The 17,049-nt window shown below is 72.4% G+C and carries 15 protein-coding genes; 3 read left to right on the top strand and 12 right to left on the bottom strand.

All coding sequences use genetic code 11. From position 1 onward, the window contains the following. Window positions 1-3: 3 nt before the first annotated feature. Together ADL05_RS02400 and ADL05_RS02395 are read right to left on the bottom strand one after the other, a co-directional pair. Window positions 4-1,611, bottom strand: coding sequence for an acyl-CoA carboxylase subunit beta (locus ADL05_RS02400; RefSeq protein ID WP_053615191.1), 1,608 nt, complete (start codon window positions 1,609-1,611; stop codon window positions 4-6). Between the two features lie 26 nt (window positions 1,612-1,637). Continuing rightward, complete coding sequence (locus ADL05_RS02395) at window positions 1,638-3,404, bottom strand: acyclic terpene utilization AtuA family protein (RefSeq protein ID WP_231640577.1); 1,767 nt, start codon at window positions 3,402-3,404, stop codon at window positions 1,638-1,640. A 144-nt stretch (window positions 3,405-3,548) separates the two neighbouring features. Between ADL05_RS02395 and ADL05_RS30235 the strand changes: the two genes are divergently transcribed. From ADL05_RS30235 to ADL05_RS02380, 3 genes are all read left to right on the top strand, one after another. Next, a complete protein-coding gene (locus ADL05_RS30235; protein ID WP_053615189.1) occupies window positions 3,549-4,118 on the top strand; it encodes a hypothetical protein in 570 nt (189 codons plus the stop codon). A gap of 161 nt (window positions 4,119-4,279) precedes the next feature. Then, window positions 4,280-4,843: a hypothetical protein gene (locus ADL05_RS02385; RefSeq protein ID WP_053615188.1), complete on the top strand. Its 564-nt coding sequence runs from the start codon at window positions 4,280-4,282 to the stop codon at window positions 4,841-4,843. Between the two features lie 160 nt (window positions 4,844-5,003). Next, window positions 5,004-5,789 carry a class I SAM-dependent methyltransferase gene (locus ADL05_RS02380; RefSeq protein ID WP_053615187.1) on the top strand — a complete coding sequence of 262 codons (786 nt, stop codon included), beginning with the start codon at window positions 5,004-5,006 and terminating at the stop codon, window positions 5,787-5,789. Window positions 5,790-5,983: 194 nt separating this feature from the next. On the opposite strand, the gene ADL05_RS02375 is transcribed toward ADL05_RS02380, so the two are convergent. The 10 genes from ADL05_RS02375 to ADL05_RS02330 all read right to left on the bottom strand — a co-directional run bounded on the left by ADL05_RS02375 (window position 5,984) and on the right by ADL05_RS02330 (window position 16,924). Beyond that, a complete protein-coding gene (locus ADL05_RS02375) occupies window positions 5,984-7,273 on the bottom strand; it encodes a thymidine phosphorylase (protein WP_053615186.1) in 1,290 nt (429 codons plus the stop codon). A 67-nt stretch (window positions 7,274-7,340) separates the two neighbouring features. Continuing rightward, a complete protein-coding gene (locus tag ADL05_RS02370) occupies window positions 7,341-7,769 on the bottom strand; it encodes a cytidine deaminase (RefSeq protein WP_053615185.1) in 429 nt (142 codons plus the stop codon). Then, the gene (locus tag ADL05_RS02365) at window positions 7,748-9,010 is read right to left on the bottom strand and encodes an ABC transporter permease (protein ID WP_053615184.1); all 1,263 of its coding nucleotides are present in this window, start codon (window positions 9,008-9,010) and stop codon (window positions 7,748-7,750) included. Before ADL05_RS02365 ends, ADL05_RS02370 begins: the two co-directional genes overlap by 22 nt. Beyond that, entirely contained in the window at window positions 9,007-10,497 is a 1,491-nt protein-coding gene (locus tag ADL05_RS02360) for an ABC transporter permease (protein ID WP_053615183.1), read from the bottom strand. The genes ADL05_RS02365 and ADL05_RS02360 overlap by 4 nt, the downstream gene beginning before the upstream one ends. Next, window positions 10,494-12,110 carry an ABC transporter ATP-binding protein gene (locus ADL05_RS02355; protein ID WP_053615182.1) on the bottom strand — a complete coding sequence of 539 codons (1,617 nt, stop codon included), beginning with the start codon at window positions 12,108-12,110 and terminating at the stop codon, window positions 10,494-10,496. The genes ADL05_RS02360 and ADL05_RS02355 overlap by 4 nt, the downstream gene beginning before the upstream one ends. A gap of 180 nt (window positions 12,111-12,290) precedes the next feature. Next, on the bottom strand, window positions 12,291-13,340 hold the full coding sequence (locus ADL05_RS02350; protein ID WP_053615181.1) for a BMP family protein: 1,050 nt from the start codon (window positions 13,338-13,340) through the stop codon (window positions 12,291-12,293). Window positions 13,341-13,652: 312 nt separating this feature from the next. Further along, a complete protein-coding gene (locus ADL05_RS02345; RefSeq protein ID WP_053615180.1) occupies window positions 13,653-14,426 on the bottom strand; it encodes an alpha/beta fold hydrolase in 774 nt (257 codons plus the stop codon). Window positions 14,427-14,563: 137 nt separating this feature from the next. After that, a complete protein-coding gene (locus ADL05_RS02340; RefSeq protein WP_053615179.1) occupies window positions 14,564-14,902 on the bottom strand; it encodes a biotin/lipoyl-containing protein in 339 nt (112 codons plus the stop codon). Between the two features lie 7 nt (window positions 14,903-14,909). After that, window positions 14,910-15,929: an alpha-ketoacid dehydrogenase subunit beta gene (locus ADL05_RS02335; RefSeq protein ID WP_053615178.1), complete on the bottom strand. Its 1,020-nt coding sequence runs from the start codon at window positions 15,927-15,929 to the stop codon at window positions 14,910-14,912. Continuing rightward, window positions 15,926-16,924, bottom strand: a complete 999-nt coding sequence (locus tag ADL05_RS02330; protein WP_053615177.1) for a thiamine pyrophosphate-dependent dehydrogenase E1 component subunit alpha — start codon at window positions 16,922-16,924, stop codon at window positions 15,926-15,928. The genes ADL05_RS02335 and ADL05_RS02330 overlap by 4 nt, the downstream gene beginning before the upstream one ends. Window positions 16,925-17,049 lie beyond the last annotated feature (125 nt).

Here is a 17,049-nt window from a genome sequence, read left to right as displayed (position 1 = left end):
GCCTCACATGCGGAAGACGCCGAAGCGGTCGGTGCCGGTCACGGGTGCGTTGTGGGCGAAGGACAGGCACAGGCCCAGGACGGTGCGGGTGTCGCGCGGGTCGATGACGCCGTCGTCGTAGACCCGGCCGGACAGGAACAGGGGCAGCGACTCGGCCTCGATCTGCCGTTCGACCATCTCGCGCAGGGCCGCGTCCTGGTCCTCGTCGAAGGGCTCGCCCCGGCGGGCCGCGGACTGGCGGGCCACGATCGACAGGACCTCGGCGAGCTGGCGCGGCCCCATGACGGCCGAGCGCGCGCTGGGCCAGGCGAACAGGAAGCGGGGGTCGTAGGCGCGCCCGCACATGCCGTAGTGGCCGGCGCCGTAGGAGGCGCCGATGAGCACGGAGAAGTGCGGGACGGTGCTGTTGGAGACGGCGTTGATCATCATCGCGCCGTGCTTGATGATGCCGCCCTGCTCGTACTCGCGGCCGACCATGTAGCCGGTCGTGTTGTGCAGGAAGACCAGCGGGGTGTCGGCGCGGTTGGCGAGCTGGATGAACTGGGCGGCCTTGTGCGCCTCGGCGCTGAACAGAACGCCGTGGTCGTTGGCCAGGACGCCGACCGGGTAGCCGTGCAGGTCGGCCCAGCCGGTGACGAGGCCGCGGCCGTAGGAGGGCTTGAACTCGTCGAACGCCGAGCCGTCGACGATCCGTGCGATGACCTCGCGCGGATCGACCGGCACCCGCAGGTCGGGCGGCATCACGCCGAGGAGTTCCTCGGCGGGGTGGAGGGGTTCGGGTGCGGGGCCGCGGGGGCGCGGGGCGCCCGCGGGTCTTCGGTGGTTCAGCCGGGCGACGATCCGGCGGCCGATGCGCAGGGCGTCGCGCTCGTCCTCGGCCAGGTGGTCGGCGAGCCCGGACACCTCGGCGTGCATCCGCGCCCCGCCCAGGGACTCGTCGTCGCTGTCCTCGCCCGTGGCCGCCCGGACCAGCGGCGGTCCGCCCAGGAACACCTTGGAGCGGTCCCGCACCATGACCACGTGGTCGCTCATACCGGGGATGTAGGCGCCCCCGGCGGTGGAGTTGCCGAAGACCAGGGCGATGGTGGGCACCCCGGCGGCGGAGAGCCTGGTCAGGTCGCGGAAGGTGCGTCCGCCGGGGACGAAGATCTCCTTCTGGGTGGGCAGGTCGGCGCCGCCCGACTCCACCAGGCTGATCAGCGGCATCCGGTTGGCCCCGGCGATCTCGGCGGCCCGGGCCGACTTGCGCAGGGTCCACGGGTTGCTGGAGCCGCCGCGCACGGTGGGGTCGTTGGCGACGACGACGCACTCGACGCCGGAGACGACACCGACGCCGGTGACCACGCTCGCGCCGACGTGGAAGTCGGAGCCCCAGGCGGCCAGGGGCGAGAGTTCGAGGAAGGGGCTGCCCGGGTCCAGGAGCAGTTCGATCCGTTCGCGGGCCAGCAGGCCGCCGCGGGCGCGGTGGCGTTCGACGTAGCGCTCTCCGCCGCCGGCCAGGGCCTTGGCGTGCTCGGCGTCGATCTCCGCGAGCTGGGCGAGCATGGACTCCCGGGCCTCGGCGTAGGCGGGCGCCGAGGTGTCCAAGCGGCTGGTGATCACTGGGGCCATGGGCTCTCCGGGGGTGGGAGGGGCGGTCACGGCCGACGCACCTCGCCTTCGGGGGGCGGCGGTGGCGGCAGTAGGTCCTCGGGGATCAGGACGCGCCGGGCGCGCAGCCACTCCCCCAGCCCCTTGGCCTGGGGGTCCGGTCCCTCGCGCCGTGCGCTTCCCGGCGCCAGCAGCCCCTCGATCCAGAAGTTGGCGGCGTGCAGGTTCGGCAGCAGGTGACGGGTGATCTTCAGGTCGGCGGTCTCGGGCAGGAGGTCGCGCAGGAGGTCGGTGGTGAGGGTGTGGGCCAGCCAGGGCCAGGCGCTTTCGTCGCGCGCCCACACGCCCAGGTTGGCGTCGGCGCCCTTGTCGCCGCTGCGCGCGCCCAGGACCGCGCCCAGGGGTGCCTCGCGCAGTGGCGACGCGGCGGGCGGGGGCGGCGGCAGCGGCGGTTCGGGGAGTTCGGTGAGGATCCGTGTGCGGACCGGGTGCGGCACGGCGGCCTGGTCCCCGTCGGGCAGCACCACGGTGTGCTCGACCTCGGCGGCGGGCACGAGGGCGTGGGTGACGGCGACCCCGTCGGGCCGGGCCTCGCGCGGCGGCGCGGTGAGGTGGAAGCCCGCGTAGCTCGCCAGCGCCAGTTCGACCGCGGCGGCACCGAAGGAGCGGCCGACGGTGGCGGGGTCGTGGTCGCGGGCGACCACGCGCAGGCGGGCGGTCGCCGCGTCCTGGGTGGCTCCGTGCGGGTCCTCGGCGGGCACGAACTCGAAGCTCAGGTCGCCCGGGCGGCGGTGGTCCAGCGCCGCGCGCAGCTGGGCCTCGGCGAGGTCCGCCTTGGCACGGGCGTCCAGCCCGGTGATGAGGAACTCGACCTCGTTGCGGAAGCCCGTGAGGCCGGTCAGGCCCACCTTGAGGTCGGGCGGCGGCGCTTCCCCGCGCGTGCCGCTGATCCGGACCCGGTCGCGCCCCTCCTGGGTGAGGCGGACGGTGTCCAGGCGCGCGGTGACGTCGGGCCCGGGGTAGCGGGGGCCGGCGACCTCGTAGACGAGCTGGGCCGTGACGGTTCCGGTGGTGACCGCGCCGCCGGTGCCCGGGTGCTTGGTGATGACGGACGTGCCGTCGGCGTGGATCTCGGCGACGGGGAAGCCCGGGTGGTCGAGGCGGTGTCCGGCGCCCAGCAGGTCGTCGGCCAGCGCGTAGTTGCCGCCGGTGGCCTGGGCGCCGCACTCGATGACGTGTCCGGCGACCGTGGCTCCGGCCAGGGCGTCCAGGTCGGCGCCCGTCCAGCCGAAGTGGGAGATGGCGGGCCCCACCGCCAGGGAGGCGTCGGTGACGCGTCCGGTGACCACGATGTCGGCGCCCGCGTCGAGGCAGGCCGCGATGCCGAAGGCCCCCAGGTAGGCGTTGGCGGTCAGGGGCGATCCCAGGTGCAGCTCCTCCGCGCGGTGCAGGAGGTCGTCGCCCGTGACGCAGGCGATGCGGGGGTCGAAGCCGAGCCCTTCGGCGAGCTCGGTGAGCCGTTCGGCGAGTCCGCGGGGGTTGAGGCCGCCCGCGTTGGCGACCACTCTGATCCGGCGCTCCATGACGAACGCGAGGCACTCGCCCATCTGGCGCAGGAACGTCCGGGCGTAGCCGCGGGAGGGGTCGGCGAGCTGGTCGCGGCCGAGGATGGCCATCGTCAGTTCGGCCAGGTAGTCGCCGGTGACGACGTCGACCGGTCCGCCCTGGAGCATCTCGCGGACGGCGGCGAGGCGGTCTCCGTAGAAGCCGGAGGCGTTCCCGACCCGCAGCGGGGGCGCTGGTGTCGCAGTCATGGAGATGAGAGTGACACCGGACACACCAAAAAACAAGCATCCGTGATTGTTTTGCCCGGAGTGATCACGTTATGGCCGAATGTGGCCACACAGAGTGGGTTGCTCCCCTCGGGCGAGGGGAGGGCGGCACGGTAGTTTGGCGCCGTGAGTACCTCCAAGGAAGACACGAGCACCCCCGGTGAGGCTGACGGCTCTCCCGCCTCCCCCGGTGAGGCCTCCGCCTCTTCCGCTTCCCCCGATTCCCCCGACACGTCCGACGGCGCCTCCACCTCGTCCGGCGAAGCTCCCGCTCCCTCCGCCGCGTCCTCCTCCACCGACGCGCCGGACGCGAGCGGAGCCTTCGTCTCGGGCGCGCCGTTCTCCCCCGCACCCGCCCTGGGCGGGGTGTTCTCCGCGGAGAGCTTCAGCGGGCTGGGACTGCTCCTGCTGGGACCCGTGATCGTGAACTCGCGCCTGTTCACGCTGTTCGCCTGGTTCGGGCTGACCGACGCCGGAACGGCCACGGCCGAGGAGGTCGCACTCTTCAACGCCGAGATCACCGTGGCGGGCGGGCTGAGCGCTCTCGCCGTGCTGGTCGGCGCGCTCTCCTTGTTCATGGGCAACACACGGACCCGGGCCTGGGCCCGGTGGGGCGCCTCGGCGACGGTGCTGGCGGGCACGGTGTTCGTCATCCTCGCCGTCGTGACCCTGGTGAGCGTCCCCGCCGCCGGTTAGCGGGCCCGGGTTCCCGGGAGCCGTGGCCCTGTGGTTCCGCGCCGCGGAACCGGACGGACCCGTGGCCGGTGAGCGCGTGACCCTCGGCGAAAGACCCTCACTCTGGGTCATCAGGCGATTCTTAGGCGTGGTTTATCCAAGGTCGTAGGTACGTTGGCGGCGTGAGCACCTCACCGGATAACAACAGGCCCACCGACAACACGCCACAGCCCGACGCGGACGCGGCGACCGCCAACGGCCCGACCTTCGAGCCCGAGCCGGCCACCGAGGAGGAGGTGACCGCGGAGGAGACGGAAGTGATCGAGGAGCCCGCGCCCGAACCGGCGGGGCCCGCGGTCGCGCCCATGGCCGATCCCCGCCCCGGCGGCGCGTTCTCCACGGAGACCTTCAGCCTGGTCGCGGCCTTCCTGCTCGTGCTGACCATGCTCTCGGGCCGACTCGTCGAGCTCTTCGCCACCGTGGTCTCCATCGGTGAGCAGCAGGTCGCCGCCGCCCAGGTGGCCCAGCTGAACACGCAGATCGTGACCAGCGGCGCGATGGCCCTGATCACCGTGCTCTTCGCGGTGCTCGCCCTCGTGCTGGCGGGCCCGGGCACCCGTGACTGGTCCCGGTGGACGGCGACGGCGACGCTGATCACCGGTCTGCTGTTCCTCGCCGTCGCGGTCGCGACCTACGTCATGGTCCCGGTCGGCGTGCAGCAGCCGCCGATGCTGCCGACGGGCTGACACCGACATCACGGGCCCGGCTCGGTCGAGCCGGGCCCGTCGTGTCCCCCGCGACACCCGCGCGGGGCCGCACGTCCGCCCCCAAGAGGGTCGCACCTGCTACAACCGGAACCGTGCAGGCGGTGCGACGGCACCGGAAACGGCTCCGAAAGGGACACCCATGTCGACGCGGACGAGCGCATCCCTTCGTGTGAACCGCGCCTCCTGGCTGCACAGGATCCGGCAGGCGGCGCGCCATCCGGACCGGGTCCTGCCCTACGTGCGACGCGGGGCGCGCGATCTGCGGCTGCGGTTCCTCCACCGCGACCACGTCGCCTACTACCGGGCGGTGATGGCCTCCGACACCGCGCGCGACCCCAGAGCCGCCGTGGGCAGCCGGAACGAGGAGCGGTGGCTCGCACTCGGCCGAATGCAGTTCGACTACCTCGTCGAGCACGGACTGCGGCCGGAACACCGGTTCCTGGACATCGGCTGCGGAAACCTGCGGGCCGGCTGGCACGTCATCTCCTACCTGGACGCCAACCACTACTACGGGATCGACATCTCGCCCGACATCGTGATCGAGGCCAAGAAGGAGCTGGTCGCACGAGGGCTCCAGGACAAGCTGCCCCACCTGACCGTCACCCGCGACCTCACCTTCGACTTCCTCCCCGAACATCACTTCGACGTGATCCACGCGCACAGCGTCTTCTCGCACTCGCCCATCGAGGTGATCGACGAGTGCCTGGCCCACGTCGGCCGCGTCCTCGCCCCCGGCGGGTTCTTCGACTTCACCTTCGACCGCACGGAGGGCAAGGAGCACCACGTCCTGCGGGAGGACTTCTACTACCGGACGAGCACGCTGGTGTCCCTCGCCGAGCGGCACGGGCTCGCCGCCCGGTTCATGGCGGACTGGGAGGAACGGCCGCACGGCCAGTCGAAGATCCGGGTCACCGCAGGCGCCTGACGCCCGCCACCGGGCCCGCCGGAGCCGGAGCGCGCGAGGCCGTCGAGGCCGGCCGCCGGCTCTCGCGAGCGGCCGACCCGACGGCCCGAGTCTGACGCCTGGCAGGCCCCGGCGCCCCGGCAGTGACGGCCGGATCCGGCGCCCTGCCGCGGTGGCAGGCGACGACCCGGGCCTGGGGCCCGGCGGGCGGGGCCTCAGGCGATGCGGTCGATGACCAGGGGGCGCTCCTCGACGGGGACGTCGGCCCCGATGTCGAAGGCGCCCTCCAGGGCCTGGGCGGCGCGGTCGAAGCGCTCGGGCTCGTCGGCGTGCAGGGTGAACAGCGGTTCGCCCGCCGCCACCCCCTCGCCGGGCTTGGCGTGCAGGGTCACCCCGGCGCCGAAGGACACCGCGTCCTCCTTGCGGGCCCGGCCCGCGCCCAGGCGCCAGGCGGCCAGCCCGACCTGGTAGGCGTCCAGCCGGGTGAGCGTGCCCGAGGCGGGGGCGAGCACCACCCGGCGCTCGGCCGCCACCGGCAGCGGCGCCGCCGGGTCGCCGCCCTGGGCCCGCACCAGCGCCTCCCAGGAGGCGAGCGCGCTGCCGTCGCGCAGGGCCTCGGCCGGGTCCTTCACGCCGTTCTCGCCGGGGGTGAGCCCCGCCGCGGCGAGCATCTCGCGCGCCAGCTCCACGGTCAGCTCCACGACGTCGGCCGGGCCGCCGCCGGAGAGCACCTCCACGGCCTCGGCCACCTCCAGCGCGTTGCCCACCGCGCGGCCCAGCGGGGTGCCCATCTCGGTGAGCAGGGCGACCGTGCGCACCCCGTTGTCGTTGCCGATGTCCACCATCGTGCGGGCCAGTTCGCGGGCCGAGGCGACGTCCTTCATGAACGCGCCCGACCCCACCTTGACGTCGAGCACCAGCGAACCGGTGCCCTCGGCGAGCTTCTTGCTCATGATGGAGGCCGCGATCAGCGGGATGGACTCCACGGTGCCCGTGACGTCGCGCAGCGCGTAGAGCCTGCGGTCCGCCGGGGCGAGCCCCGGACCGGCCGCGCAGATCACTCCGCCGGTGGCGTCCAGGACCCCGCGCATCTCCTCGGGCGAGAGCTCCGCCCGCCACCCGGGGATGGACTCCAGTTTGTCCAGCGTGCCGCCGGTGTGGCCGAGCCCGCGCCCCGACAGCTGCGGCACGGCCGCCCCGCAGGCGGCGACGGTCGGGGTGAGCGGCAGCGTGATCTTGTCCCCGACGCCGCCGGTCGAGTGCTTGTCGGTCGTGGGCCGGTCCAGGTCGGAGAAGTCCAGCCGGTCGCCGGAGGCCAGCATCGCCAGGGTCCAGCGGCTGACCTCGGCCCGGTTCATCCCCCGCAGGTAGATCGCCATGGCCAGCGCCGACATCTGCTCCTCGGCGACCTCGCCGCGGGTGTAGGCGCCGATCACCCAGTCGATCTGCTCCGGGCTCAGCTCCGCCCCGTCGCGCTTGGCGCGGATGACCTCGATGACGTCCATGTCAGTGCCCTTCGTGAACGAAAGAAGGGCGTCTCCCCGGCACCGCCGGGGAGACGCCCAGTAGGGATCAGGCGAGGTTGTGCGGTCCGAAGGCCTGCGGCAGGACCCGGTCCAGGGTCCAGACCCCCTCGGGTGTGTCGATCAGCAGGTCCGGACCGCCGTGCTCGAAGAGCAGCTGGCGGCAGCGCCCGCACGGCATCAGGGCCTCGCCCCGCCCGTCGACGCAGGCGAACGCGGTCAGCCGCCCGCCGCCGGTCGCGTGCAACGCGCTGACCAGTCCGCACTCGGCGCACAGGCCCACCCCGTAGGAGGCGTTCTCCACGTTGCAGCCGGTGACCACCCGGCCGTCGTCGACCAGCGCCGCCGCACCCACCGGGTACCGCGAGTAGGGCGCGTAGGCGCGTCCCATGGCCTCCCGGGCTGCCTCGCGCAGCCCGGCCCAGTCCACGGAGCCGGGCTCCGGCGACGTGTCGGTCATGAGCGGCTCGCCCTCCACTGCTTGCCGATGGCCGCCGGCGGCCGCAGCCGCTGGGAGGCCAGCGACAGCACCAGCAGCGTGGTGATGTGCGGGCTGTAGGTCGCCAGCTCGCGCGGCAGCGAGTCGGTGGTGAAGTACCAGACCAGCAGCAGCACACCGGCCACCACACTGGCGACGGCGATGCCCTTGCGGTCCTTGCGCACCTGCCAGACCGCCACGAGCAGCAGCACCGCCGCCAGGAGCAGCAGCAGCGCGTGGATGGCCTCGCCTCCGCCGCGCAGCTGAAGCGCGTCGGTGTAGCCGAACAGGCCGGCGCCCATGGCGACGCCGCCGGGGCGCCAGTTGCCGAAGATCATCGCGGCCAGACCGATGAACCCGCGTCCGCCCGTCTGCCCCTCCTGGTAGATGTTGGAGGCCACCAGCGCCAGGAACACGCCGCCCATGCCCGCCAGGCCGCCGGACACCACGACCGCGACGTACTTGAGGCTGTAGACCCGGACACCGAGGGACTCCGAGGCGTCGGGGTTCTCACCCACCGAGCGCAGCCGCAGACCGAACGCGGTCCGCCACAGCACCAGGTAGGTCAGCGGGATCATCAGGAGCGCCACGAGCGTCAGCGCCGACATCCGGGTGGTCAGGCCGACCACCAGCGAGGCGAGGTCGCTGACCAGGAACCAGCCGCGGTCCGCGAGCGGTCCGAACGCCTCGCCCACGAACGGCAGGCCCAGCGTCGGGAAGCCCGGGGTGGTCGGCGACTGGGCCGCGCCCGCGCCGGGCACGTCCGAGTACAGCAGGATCGACATGTAGCGCATCGCGCCGAGCGCGAGGATGTTGATCGCCACGCCGGAGACGATGTGGTCGACGGCGAAGGTCACCGTGGCCACGGCGTGCAGCAGGCCGCCCGCCATGCCGCCCAGGATGCCCGCGAGCAGGCCGATCCACGGGTTGTCGAAGGCCCACGCGAAGTAGGCGCCGAACCAGGTGCCCAGGATCATCATGCCTTCGAGGCCGATGTTGATGATGCCCGCGCGCTCGGCCCAGAGACCGCCCAGACCGGCCAGGCCGATGGGCACCGCGAAGGTGAGCGTGGTGTTGATCGTGCCCGCGTCGGTGAGCATGTCCTGGCCGGTGATGACCCGCAGCCCCGCCAGGGACACGAACACCGCTCCCACCAGGGACAGCAGGCGCCAACGGCCCCATCCTGAGGGCCGGCCCGCGGGCCTGCGCACCGGTTCCATCACGTCGAGTTCCTGGCTCACTTCGCCTCACCGCCACCCGTGGTCTCGACGGTGCCGCCGAGCTGTCGACCGATCTGCTGCTGCTGGTAGCGCCGGCCCCAACGGTGCACGACCTCGTAGACGACCACGACGGTGAGCACGATGGTGGCCTGCGCGATGACCGCGATCTCCTGCGGGATGGCGTCGAAGGGCAGGATGCCCGCCGCCTGGTTCAGGAAGGACCAGAACAGGGCGGCGAAGACGATGCCGACCGGGTGGTTGCGGCCCAGCAGCGCGATCGCGATGCCGATGAAGCCGATCCCGGTCGGGAAGTCCAGCGCGTAGTAGTGCGAGCTCCCGAGCAGCTGGGGCAGGCCCACCAGCCCGGCGACCATGCCCGAGAAGAGCATGGACAGGAACACCATCTTCTTGACGTTGACGCCGCTGGCCTCGGCGGCCGACTGCGACTGGCCGGTGGCCCGCAGCTCGAAGCCGAAGCGCGTGCGGTTCAGCATCACCGAGTAGGCGACACCGACCGCGGCGGCCAGGAACACCAGACCGAAGATCTCGTTGTCCGAGCCGAGGAAGCCCGCGGGGATGCCGGGCACCCACGCGGACTCCTCCATCGGCGGGGTGCCGATGTTGTTGGTGCTGATCTGGACCGCGAGGCGGTCGGTGCTGAGCAGGTAGGCGGTGATACCGGTGGCGATGGCGTTGAGCATGATCGTGGAGATCACCTCGGACACGCCCCGCGCCACCTTCAGGTACCCGGCGATCCCCGCCCAGGCGCCGCCCACGGCCACGGCCGTGGCGATGACGACGATCTGGCTGATGACCGGCGGCAGGATCAGGTAGCCGCCGACGGCCGCCGCGAGCAGGGCCGCGAGCCGGTACTGGCCGTCCACACCGATGTTGAACAGCTTCATCTTGAAGCCGATCGCCACGGCGACGGCGGCCAGGTAGTACGTGGTGCTGTCGTTGATGATCTGCACCATGCTGTCGGGCCGGGTCCCGTACTCCAGCATGCGGGCGAAGGTCGCCGTCGGGGGGATCCCGCTGAAGAACAGGACGGCGGCGGTGACGCCCGTGGCGATCACGCCGGCGACCAGGACCGCCGCGAAGGACAGGGCGAGCATCGCGCCCAGCCGGTGGAACAGCACGAACGCCAGGGCGGAGCCGATGAGGCCGCCCAGGGCGGCCGCGACCGGTTCGATGAGCTGCAGGTCCAGCAGCCAGGCGGACAGCAGGCCGCCGGCCAGGGACAGCACCAGGACCATCGGGACGACCAGGGTGTTGTGGAGGGCGGTGCCCTCCTCCCGGGTGCCGTCGGCTCCGGCCCGGAACTCCTCCGGCACCATGTCGCGCGTCAGGACCACGAAGGCGAAGGCCACGACGACGCCGATGATGAGGGCGGCCCACCAGAGCAGCCCCATGTCGACGACGAAGGTGACCGCCGTGCCCAGCACGGCGGCGATGGCCAGGGCGGCGGGGCCCGGCAGGGTCCGGGTGGGACGGTCAGCGTCGGTCATGCTCCGCCCCCGTTCTCGCGTCGGTCGGCACCGTCTGCACCGTCAGCACCGCTGTCACCTTCTGTCGGACCGTCCTCCCCGTGCAGGCCGGCGCCGGTCATGGCCGAGCCCAGCTGTTCGGGGGTGACGGTGGTCGGGTCGGCCTGGGCGACCAGGCGGCCGCGCAGGATCACGTGGAGGGTGTCGGACATGCCGATCAGCTCGTCGAGGTCGGCCGAGACCAGCAGGACGGCCAGCCCGGCGGCGCGGGCCTCGCGCAGCTGCTCCCAGATGGCGGACTGGGCCCCCACGTCCACACCCCGGGTGGGGTGCGCGGCGACCAGGAAGCGCGGCGCGCCGCTCATCTCCCGGCCGATGATGAACTTCTGCTGGTTGCCGCCGGAGAGCGCGTCGGCGATCACGTCGATGTTGGGCGTGCGCACGTCGTACTCCTCGACGATGCGCTCGGAGTCGGCGCGCGCCCCGGCCCTGTTGATCCAGCGCCCGCGCACACTGGGCGCCTTGGTCTGGTGGCCCAGGATGCGGTTCTCCCACAGCGGGGACTCCAGCAGCACGCCGTGCCGGTGGCGGTCCTCGGGGATGTAGCCGACCCCCGCCTCGCGCACCTTGAGCGTGGACCAGCCGGTGATGTCCCGGCCCTCCAGGGCGATGGAGCCGGAGGCGACCGGGCGCATGCCCATGATCGCCGCGATCAGCTCCGACTGGCCGTTGCCCTCGACGCCGGCGATGCCGACGATCTCGCCCTTGTGGATGTCGACGCTGACGCCGTCCACCACGGGCCGGCCGTCGGGGGCGGCGACGGTGACCCCGTCCAGGGACAGGACCACGTGGTCGGTGACCGTGGACTCGCGCAGCTCGGGGACGGGGAGCTCGCCGCCGACCATCAGCGTGGCCAGCTCGCGGGCGGTCGTGGAGCCGGGATCGGCGGTGGCCACGGTGGTGCCCCGCCGGATGACGGTGATCTCGTCCGCCACGGACAGGACCTCGTCGAGCTTGTGCGAGATGAAGATGACGGTCAGGCCCTCGCGCTTGAGCTCGCGCAGGTTGTCGAAGAGCTCGTCGACCTCCTGCGGGACCAGCACCGCGGTGGGCTCGTCGAGGATGATGGTCTTCGCGCCGCGGTAGAGGACCTTGAGGATCTCCACGCGCTGGCGGTCGCCGACGCCCAGATCCTCCATCAGGCGGTCGGGGTCGACACCTAGCCCGTACTGGTCGGACAGCTCCTGGATGCGGGCCCGGGCGCGGCGGCCGATGCCGTACTCGCGCTCGGCCCCCAGGACCACGTTCTCCAGCACGGTGAGGTTGTCGGCCAGCATGAAGTGCTGGTGCACCATGCCGATGCCGTGCCGGATGGCGTCGGAGGGCGAGTGGAAGCGCACCTCCTGGCCCCGGATGAGGATGCGTCCCTCGTCCGGGCGGTGCATGCCGTAGAGGGTCTTCATCAGGGTGGACTTGCCCGCCCCGTTCTCGCCGACGATGGCGTGCACGGTACCGGGAGCCACGGTGATGTCGATGTCGTGGTTGGCCACGACGCCGGGAAAACGCTTGGTGATCCCGTGCAGCTCAACGGCGGGAGGACCGGAGGTCTCCACGCCCGATGGCGTGCTGCTCATCTGTCTCCTTGTGGGAATCGCGGCGGGGCGGGGCCTGCTCCGGGCGTGCCCGCCGCCGGCGCGGAACGGCGACCGGGGCGGCACCGGCCGCGGGATCCCTCCCGTGCCCGGTGCCGCCCTCGGGTGCGCGACGGCCCGCGCGGGGGTGTCCCCCCTGGTGCGGGCCGCGCACGGTTCACGCTACGGCGTGGACGAGACCTCGATCTCGCCGTCGATGATCTCCTGCTTGAGTCCGTCCAGCTCCTCCTGGATCGGGCTGATCAGCTCCTCGTTGGAGGTGGTGTAGTCCACACCGCCGTCCGCGAGGTCGAAGCGCTGGATGCCCGACTGCGGCTCGCCCTCCACGACGGACTCGATCATCTCGAAGACGGCCACGTCCACCTGCTTGATGGCGGAGGTGAGGACGTAGGGCTTCTGGGACTCCTCGGCGTTCTCGTACTGGTCGCTGTCGACGCCGACGAAGAGGAAGTCGTTCTCCTCGGCGGCCTGCAGGACACCGTTGCCGGAGGCGCCGGCCGCGTGGTAGATGACGTCGGCACCGCGGTCGTACTGGGCCTGCGCGGCCTCGCGGCCCTGGGCCGGGTCGGAGAAGCCGCTGAAGTCCGGCGGCTGGCTCAGGTAGTCGATCTCGACGTCGACGTCGGAGTCGACGTGCTCGACGCCCTGGACGAACCCGGCCTCGAACTTCTGGATCAGCGGGGTCTCGACGCCGCCGATGAAGCCGACGTGGTCCTCCTCGGTGGACAGCGCCGCGGCGGCACCGGCCAGGAAGGAGGCCTGCTCCTCGGCGAAGACCAGGCTGGTGACGTTGTCGATGTCCTCGATCTCGGAGTCCACGATCGCGAAGTGGACGTCCGGGTAGTCGGCGGCCACGGACTCGACGGACTCGGCGTAGGCGAACCCGACGGCGATGACGACGTCGAAGCCCTCCTCGGCCATGGTGGCCAGGCGCTCGGCCTTGGCGGACTCGGCCTCGCCGTCGCTCGGCTCGAAGTCGCGGGTCTCCACGCCCAGCTCATCGGCCGCGCGCTCCAGACCGCGGTAGGCGGAGTCGTTGAACGAGCGGTCCCCTCGACCGCCCACGTCGTAGGCCAGACCCACACGGACGTCGGAGGACTCCTCGCCCTCCGCCTCGGAGCCGCTCTCCTCGGCCGGGCTGTCGCATGCGGTGAGGGCCAGCACACTCGCTGCCGCGATCGCGGCGAACTTGGCTGCGTTGCTGCGCTTCACTTCGGTAACTCTCCCCTTCGCCCTCTCAGCGGCCCACATTCGCGCGGAACCGACCTGAGTTCTGCTGCCGGACAATATCCGCTGGCCGAAAGTACACCTAACCAACGGGCGGAGTTGTTATGAAGGCGAGAGCAGAGCGACACGGGTCCTTACTCGGAAGTTACCAAGAGCACACTCAGGCGGGCCAACCTGGATTCGGGACACCGTTTTCGACCTCCTGTTCCCCCTTCCTGGCAGCCATTACCACCCCGCGCGCCCGGCAGGTCACCGAACGTGCCGAGACGCATGTCACGGCGACCGGTCTAGACCGGACTACCCAACCGGTGGAGCCGTGCCGGGCCCCCGCGCGGGGGCCCGCTCCCCCAGGAATTCCACGACGGACCGCTTGAAGGCCCGCGAGGAGACCGCGTTGGCGTGGTCCCTCCCCGGGATCTCCACGTACGTCCCGCCGCAGTGCGACGCCAGGTCCTCCGCGCCCGCGGCGAGGGTATCCCGGGCCCCGGCGGCCAGGAGGACGGGCGCGCCGACGGGGGGCGGATCGGCGCTGAAGGGGCGCGCGGCCTGGCCCCGGGCGCAGGCGGCCAGGGCCGCCGGATCGTTGCCCGGGAGCGCGGCGACCGTGCGGAACACGTGGTCGAAGGGAGTGTCGCCCGAGCCCGGATCGGACAGGTCGGTGCCGGCGAAGGCGTCGCGTGGACCGAAGCCGCCCAGGACGAGGGAGCGCACCCGCGCGGGGTGCCGCAGGGCCAGCTCCCAGGCCAGGCGCGCGCCCATGGAGTAGCCGACCGCGTCCACCCGGTCCGCGCCCAGCTCGTCGAGCATCGACACCAGGTCGGCGACGAAGCGTTCGGGCAGGTAGGAGCCGCTGTCGGTGGGCTTGTCAGTGGCGCCGTGGCCCCGCAGGTCGGGCCCCAGGACACGGCGGCCGGCGTCCGCCAGGGCCTGCGTCCAGCCCGTGGCACGCCAATTCATGTCGAAGGTGGTGCCGAAACCGTGCAGGAGAAGGACGGGGACCGCCTCACCCGGCTCCTCCGGCCGCAAATCCACATAGCGCATTGTTACGTCTCCGGCGAGATTCGCGGTCATGTTTCCTTCTGTCCTTTGCCGGGGTTGGGGAATGATCCGAAAAATCCGCCGGGCCATTCAGACGTTCCTACAAAAGCATGGACGGGGAAGGCCGCCCGGTTTGTGGACACGTCCAGCCCGGGCGGCCGCCGAAAATGTCAGTCCGCGGGCGGCCTGAGCCGGACGCGGCGGGCCGGCCTGGCCTCCTCGGTGGGCACGCGCCCCACGATCCCCGCCTGCGGCGCGTCCGCCGCGACGGCGAAGGTGACCAGGGGCGCGCCCACGGCCACGACCTCGTCCTCGGCGGCGTGCAGTTCCACGATGCGCCCCTCCTTGGGCGAGGGGATGACCACGGCCGACTTGGTCGTCTCCACCTCCACCAGCGGGGCGTTGCGCTCGACGCGGTCGCCCACGGCGACCTGCCACTCCAGGACGGTCGCCTCGACCAGGCCCTCGCCCAGGTCCGGAAGCGTGAAGGTGACGTTCTCTTCTGCCATGGTCGGTCTAGTACTCCAGGGTCCGTTGGACCGCGAACAGGACGCGGTCGATGGTCGGAAGGTACTGCGGTTCCAGGGGTCCGGCGGGGTAGGGCACGTCGAATCCGGTGACGCGCTGGACCGGCGCGGCCAGGTCGCGGAAGCAGTTCTCGGTGACCAGCGCGGCCACCTCGGCGCCCAGTCCGGCGGTGAGCGGGGCCTCGTGCACGACCACCGCCCGCCTGGTCCGGGAGACGGAGGCGGCGAGCCCGGCGGCGTCGATGGGCTTGAGCCAGCGCAGGTCCAGCACCTCCAGGTCGACGCCGTCCTCGGCGGCCAGTTCGGCCACCTTCAGGCACCGGTGCACCATCGCGCCCCAGGCGATGAGCGTGGCGTGGCGTCCGTGGCGCACGATGCGGCTGGTGCCGATGGGATCAGTGGGTTCGCGCAGCTCGACCGGCCCGCGGTCCCAGTAGCGCGCCTTGGGCTCCATGTAGACGACCGGGTCGTCGCTGCGCACCGACTGCAGCAGGAGGCTGTAGGCCTCGGCGGCGTCGGAGGGCGCGGCGACCTTGAGCCCGGGCGTGTGCGCGAAGAGCGCCTCCAGGCTCTCCCCGTGGTGCTCGGGGGCCTGGATCCCGCCGAAGGAGGGCAGGCGCAGGGTGATCGGCATGGGCGCGGCCCCGCGGGTCCGGTAGTTCATCCGTGCGACCTGGTTGACGATCTGGTCGACGGCCGGATAGGCGAAGCCGTCGAACTGGAGCTCGGGGACGGGCCGCCAGCCGTTCATGGCCAGGCCGACCGCCATCCCCATGATGGCGGACTCGGCCAGGGGCGTGTCGAAGACGCGCTGGTCGCCGAACTCCTTCTGCAGGCCGTCGGTGACGCGGAAGACGCCGCCGAGGGCGCCGACGTCCTCGCCGAAGACGAGGGTGGCGGGGTCCTCGGCCAGCAGGACGCGCAGGGCGCGGTTGATCGCCTGCTGCATGGACAGTTCGACCGTCGGGGGCTCGGTGGCGGCGTCGTCGCGCTCGATCAGCTCGGTCACAGCTCGACCTCTTCCTTCCAGGTGCGGCGCTGCCGGGACAGCTCCTCGGTGGTCTCCCGGAAGACGTGGGTGAACAGGTCGGACCCGTCCGGTTCGGGTGCGGCGGCCACGCCGTCGCGGATGCGCGCCGCCTGCTCGCGGGCGCGGGCGTCGTCCTCGGCCAGGTCCTCCTCAGCGGCGTGCCCGGCGGCGAGCAGGGCCCGGCGCAGGAGTTCAACGGGGTCGCGCTCGCGCCAGCGGGCGGTCTCGGCGCCGTCGCGGTAGCGGGAGGGGTCGTCGGACGTCGAGTGCGGCTCGACGCGGTAGGTGAGCGCCTCGATGACGGTGGGCCCGTCCCCCCGGCGCGCACGGGCCACGGCCTCGGCGGTGGCCTCGTAGACGGCTCCGGCGTCGTTGCCGTCGACCAGGACGCCGGGCAGTCCGTAGCCGTCAGCGCGCGCGGCGACCGAGCCGCCCGCGACCTGGCGGTCGTTCGGGACCGAGAGCGCCCACTGGTTGTTCTGGCAGAAGAAGACGACCGGGGCCCGGAAGACGCCGGCGAAGTTCATCGACTCGTGGACGTCGCCCTCGGAGCTGGCGCCGTCGCCGAAGTAGGCCAGGGCCACGCCGTCGTCGCCGCGCAGCCGCTCGCCCACCGCCCAGCCGACCGCGTGCGGGACGGGACCGCCCACCACGGCGTTGACGGCTCCGAAGCGGGAGGCCATGACGTCGTAGAGGCCGCCGTGCCAGAGGGCGCGGTGGCTGGCCATGTAGCCGACCATCTCGACGCCGTAGGCGAGGGCGGAGGCCATCTCGCGGTAGGTCGGGAAGACGAAGTCGCGGGTGGAGTCCAGGGCGGTGGCGCTGGCCACCTGGGCGGCCTCCTGCCCCCGGACCGAGACGTAGGCGGGGAAGACGCCCTGGCGCTGCAGGGCGATGGCCTCGGTGTCGAGGTCGCGTGCGGTCCGCATGTGGCGGTAGAGCGCGCGGGTGAGGTCGGCCGGCAGGTGGTCCACGGTGATGCGTCCGTCGCCGCCGGGCGCCTGGGGCGATGGCGGGCGACGGTCAGGGGCGTCCGGACGCGCAGCGTCTCCGTTGAGGGGGGAAGCCCCACTCCCCCCGGAAGGGCCCTGGGGCGATG

This window comes from Nocardiopsis sp. NRRL B-16309 (genome assembly GCF_001279585.1).
GTDB lineage: Bacteria > Actinomycetota > Actinomycetes > Streptosporangiales > Streptosporangiaceae > Nocardiopsis.
This window is presented reverse-complemented; position numbering and strand designations above follow the sequence as displayed.

What these genes read in the sequence shown, in the direction of transcription:
- ADL05_RS02355 (WP_053615182.1), bottom strand. Translation starts at nt 12,110, where the DNA reads ATGAGCAGCACGCCATCGGGCGTGGAGACCTCCGGTCCTCCCGCCGTT.
- ADL05_RS02345 (WP_053615180.1), bottom strand. Translation starts at nt 14,426, where the DNA reads ATGACCGCGAATCTCGCCGGAGACGTAACAATGCGCTATGTGGATTTG.
- ADL05_RS02375 (WP_053615186.1), bottom strand. Translation starts at nt 7,273, where the DNA reads ATGGACGTCATCGAGGTCATCCGCGCCAAGCGCGACGGGGCGGAGCTG.
- ADL05_RS02340 (WP_053615179.1), bottom strand. Translation starts at nt 14,902, where the DNA reads ATGGCAGAAGAGAACGTCACCTTCACGCTTCCGGACCTGGGCGAGGGC.
- ADL05_RS02400 (WP_053615191.1), bottom strand. Translation starts at nt 1,611, where the DNA reads ATGGCCCCAGTGATCACCAGCCGCTTGGACACCTCGGCGCCCGCCTAC.
- ADL05_RS02395 (WP_231640577.1), bottom strand. Translation starts at nt 3,404, where the DNA reads ATGACTGCGACACCAGCGCCCCCGCTGCGGGTCGGGAACGCCTCCGGC.
- ADL05_RS02360 (WP_053615183.1), bottom strand. Translation starts at nt 10,497, where the DNA reads ATGACCGACGCTGACCGTCCCACCCGGACCCTGCCGGGCCCCGCCGCC.
- ADL05_RS02380 (WP_053615187.1), top strand. Translation starts at nt 5,004, where the DNA reads ATGTCGACGCGGACGAGCGCATCCCTTCGTGTGAACCGCGCCTCCTGG.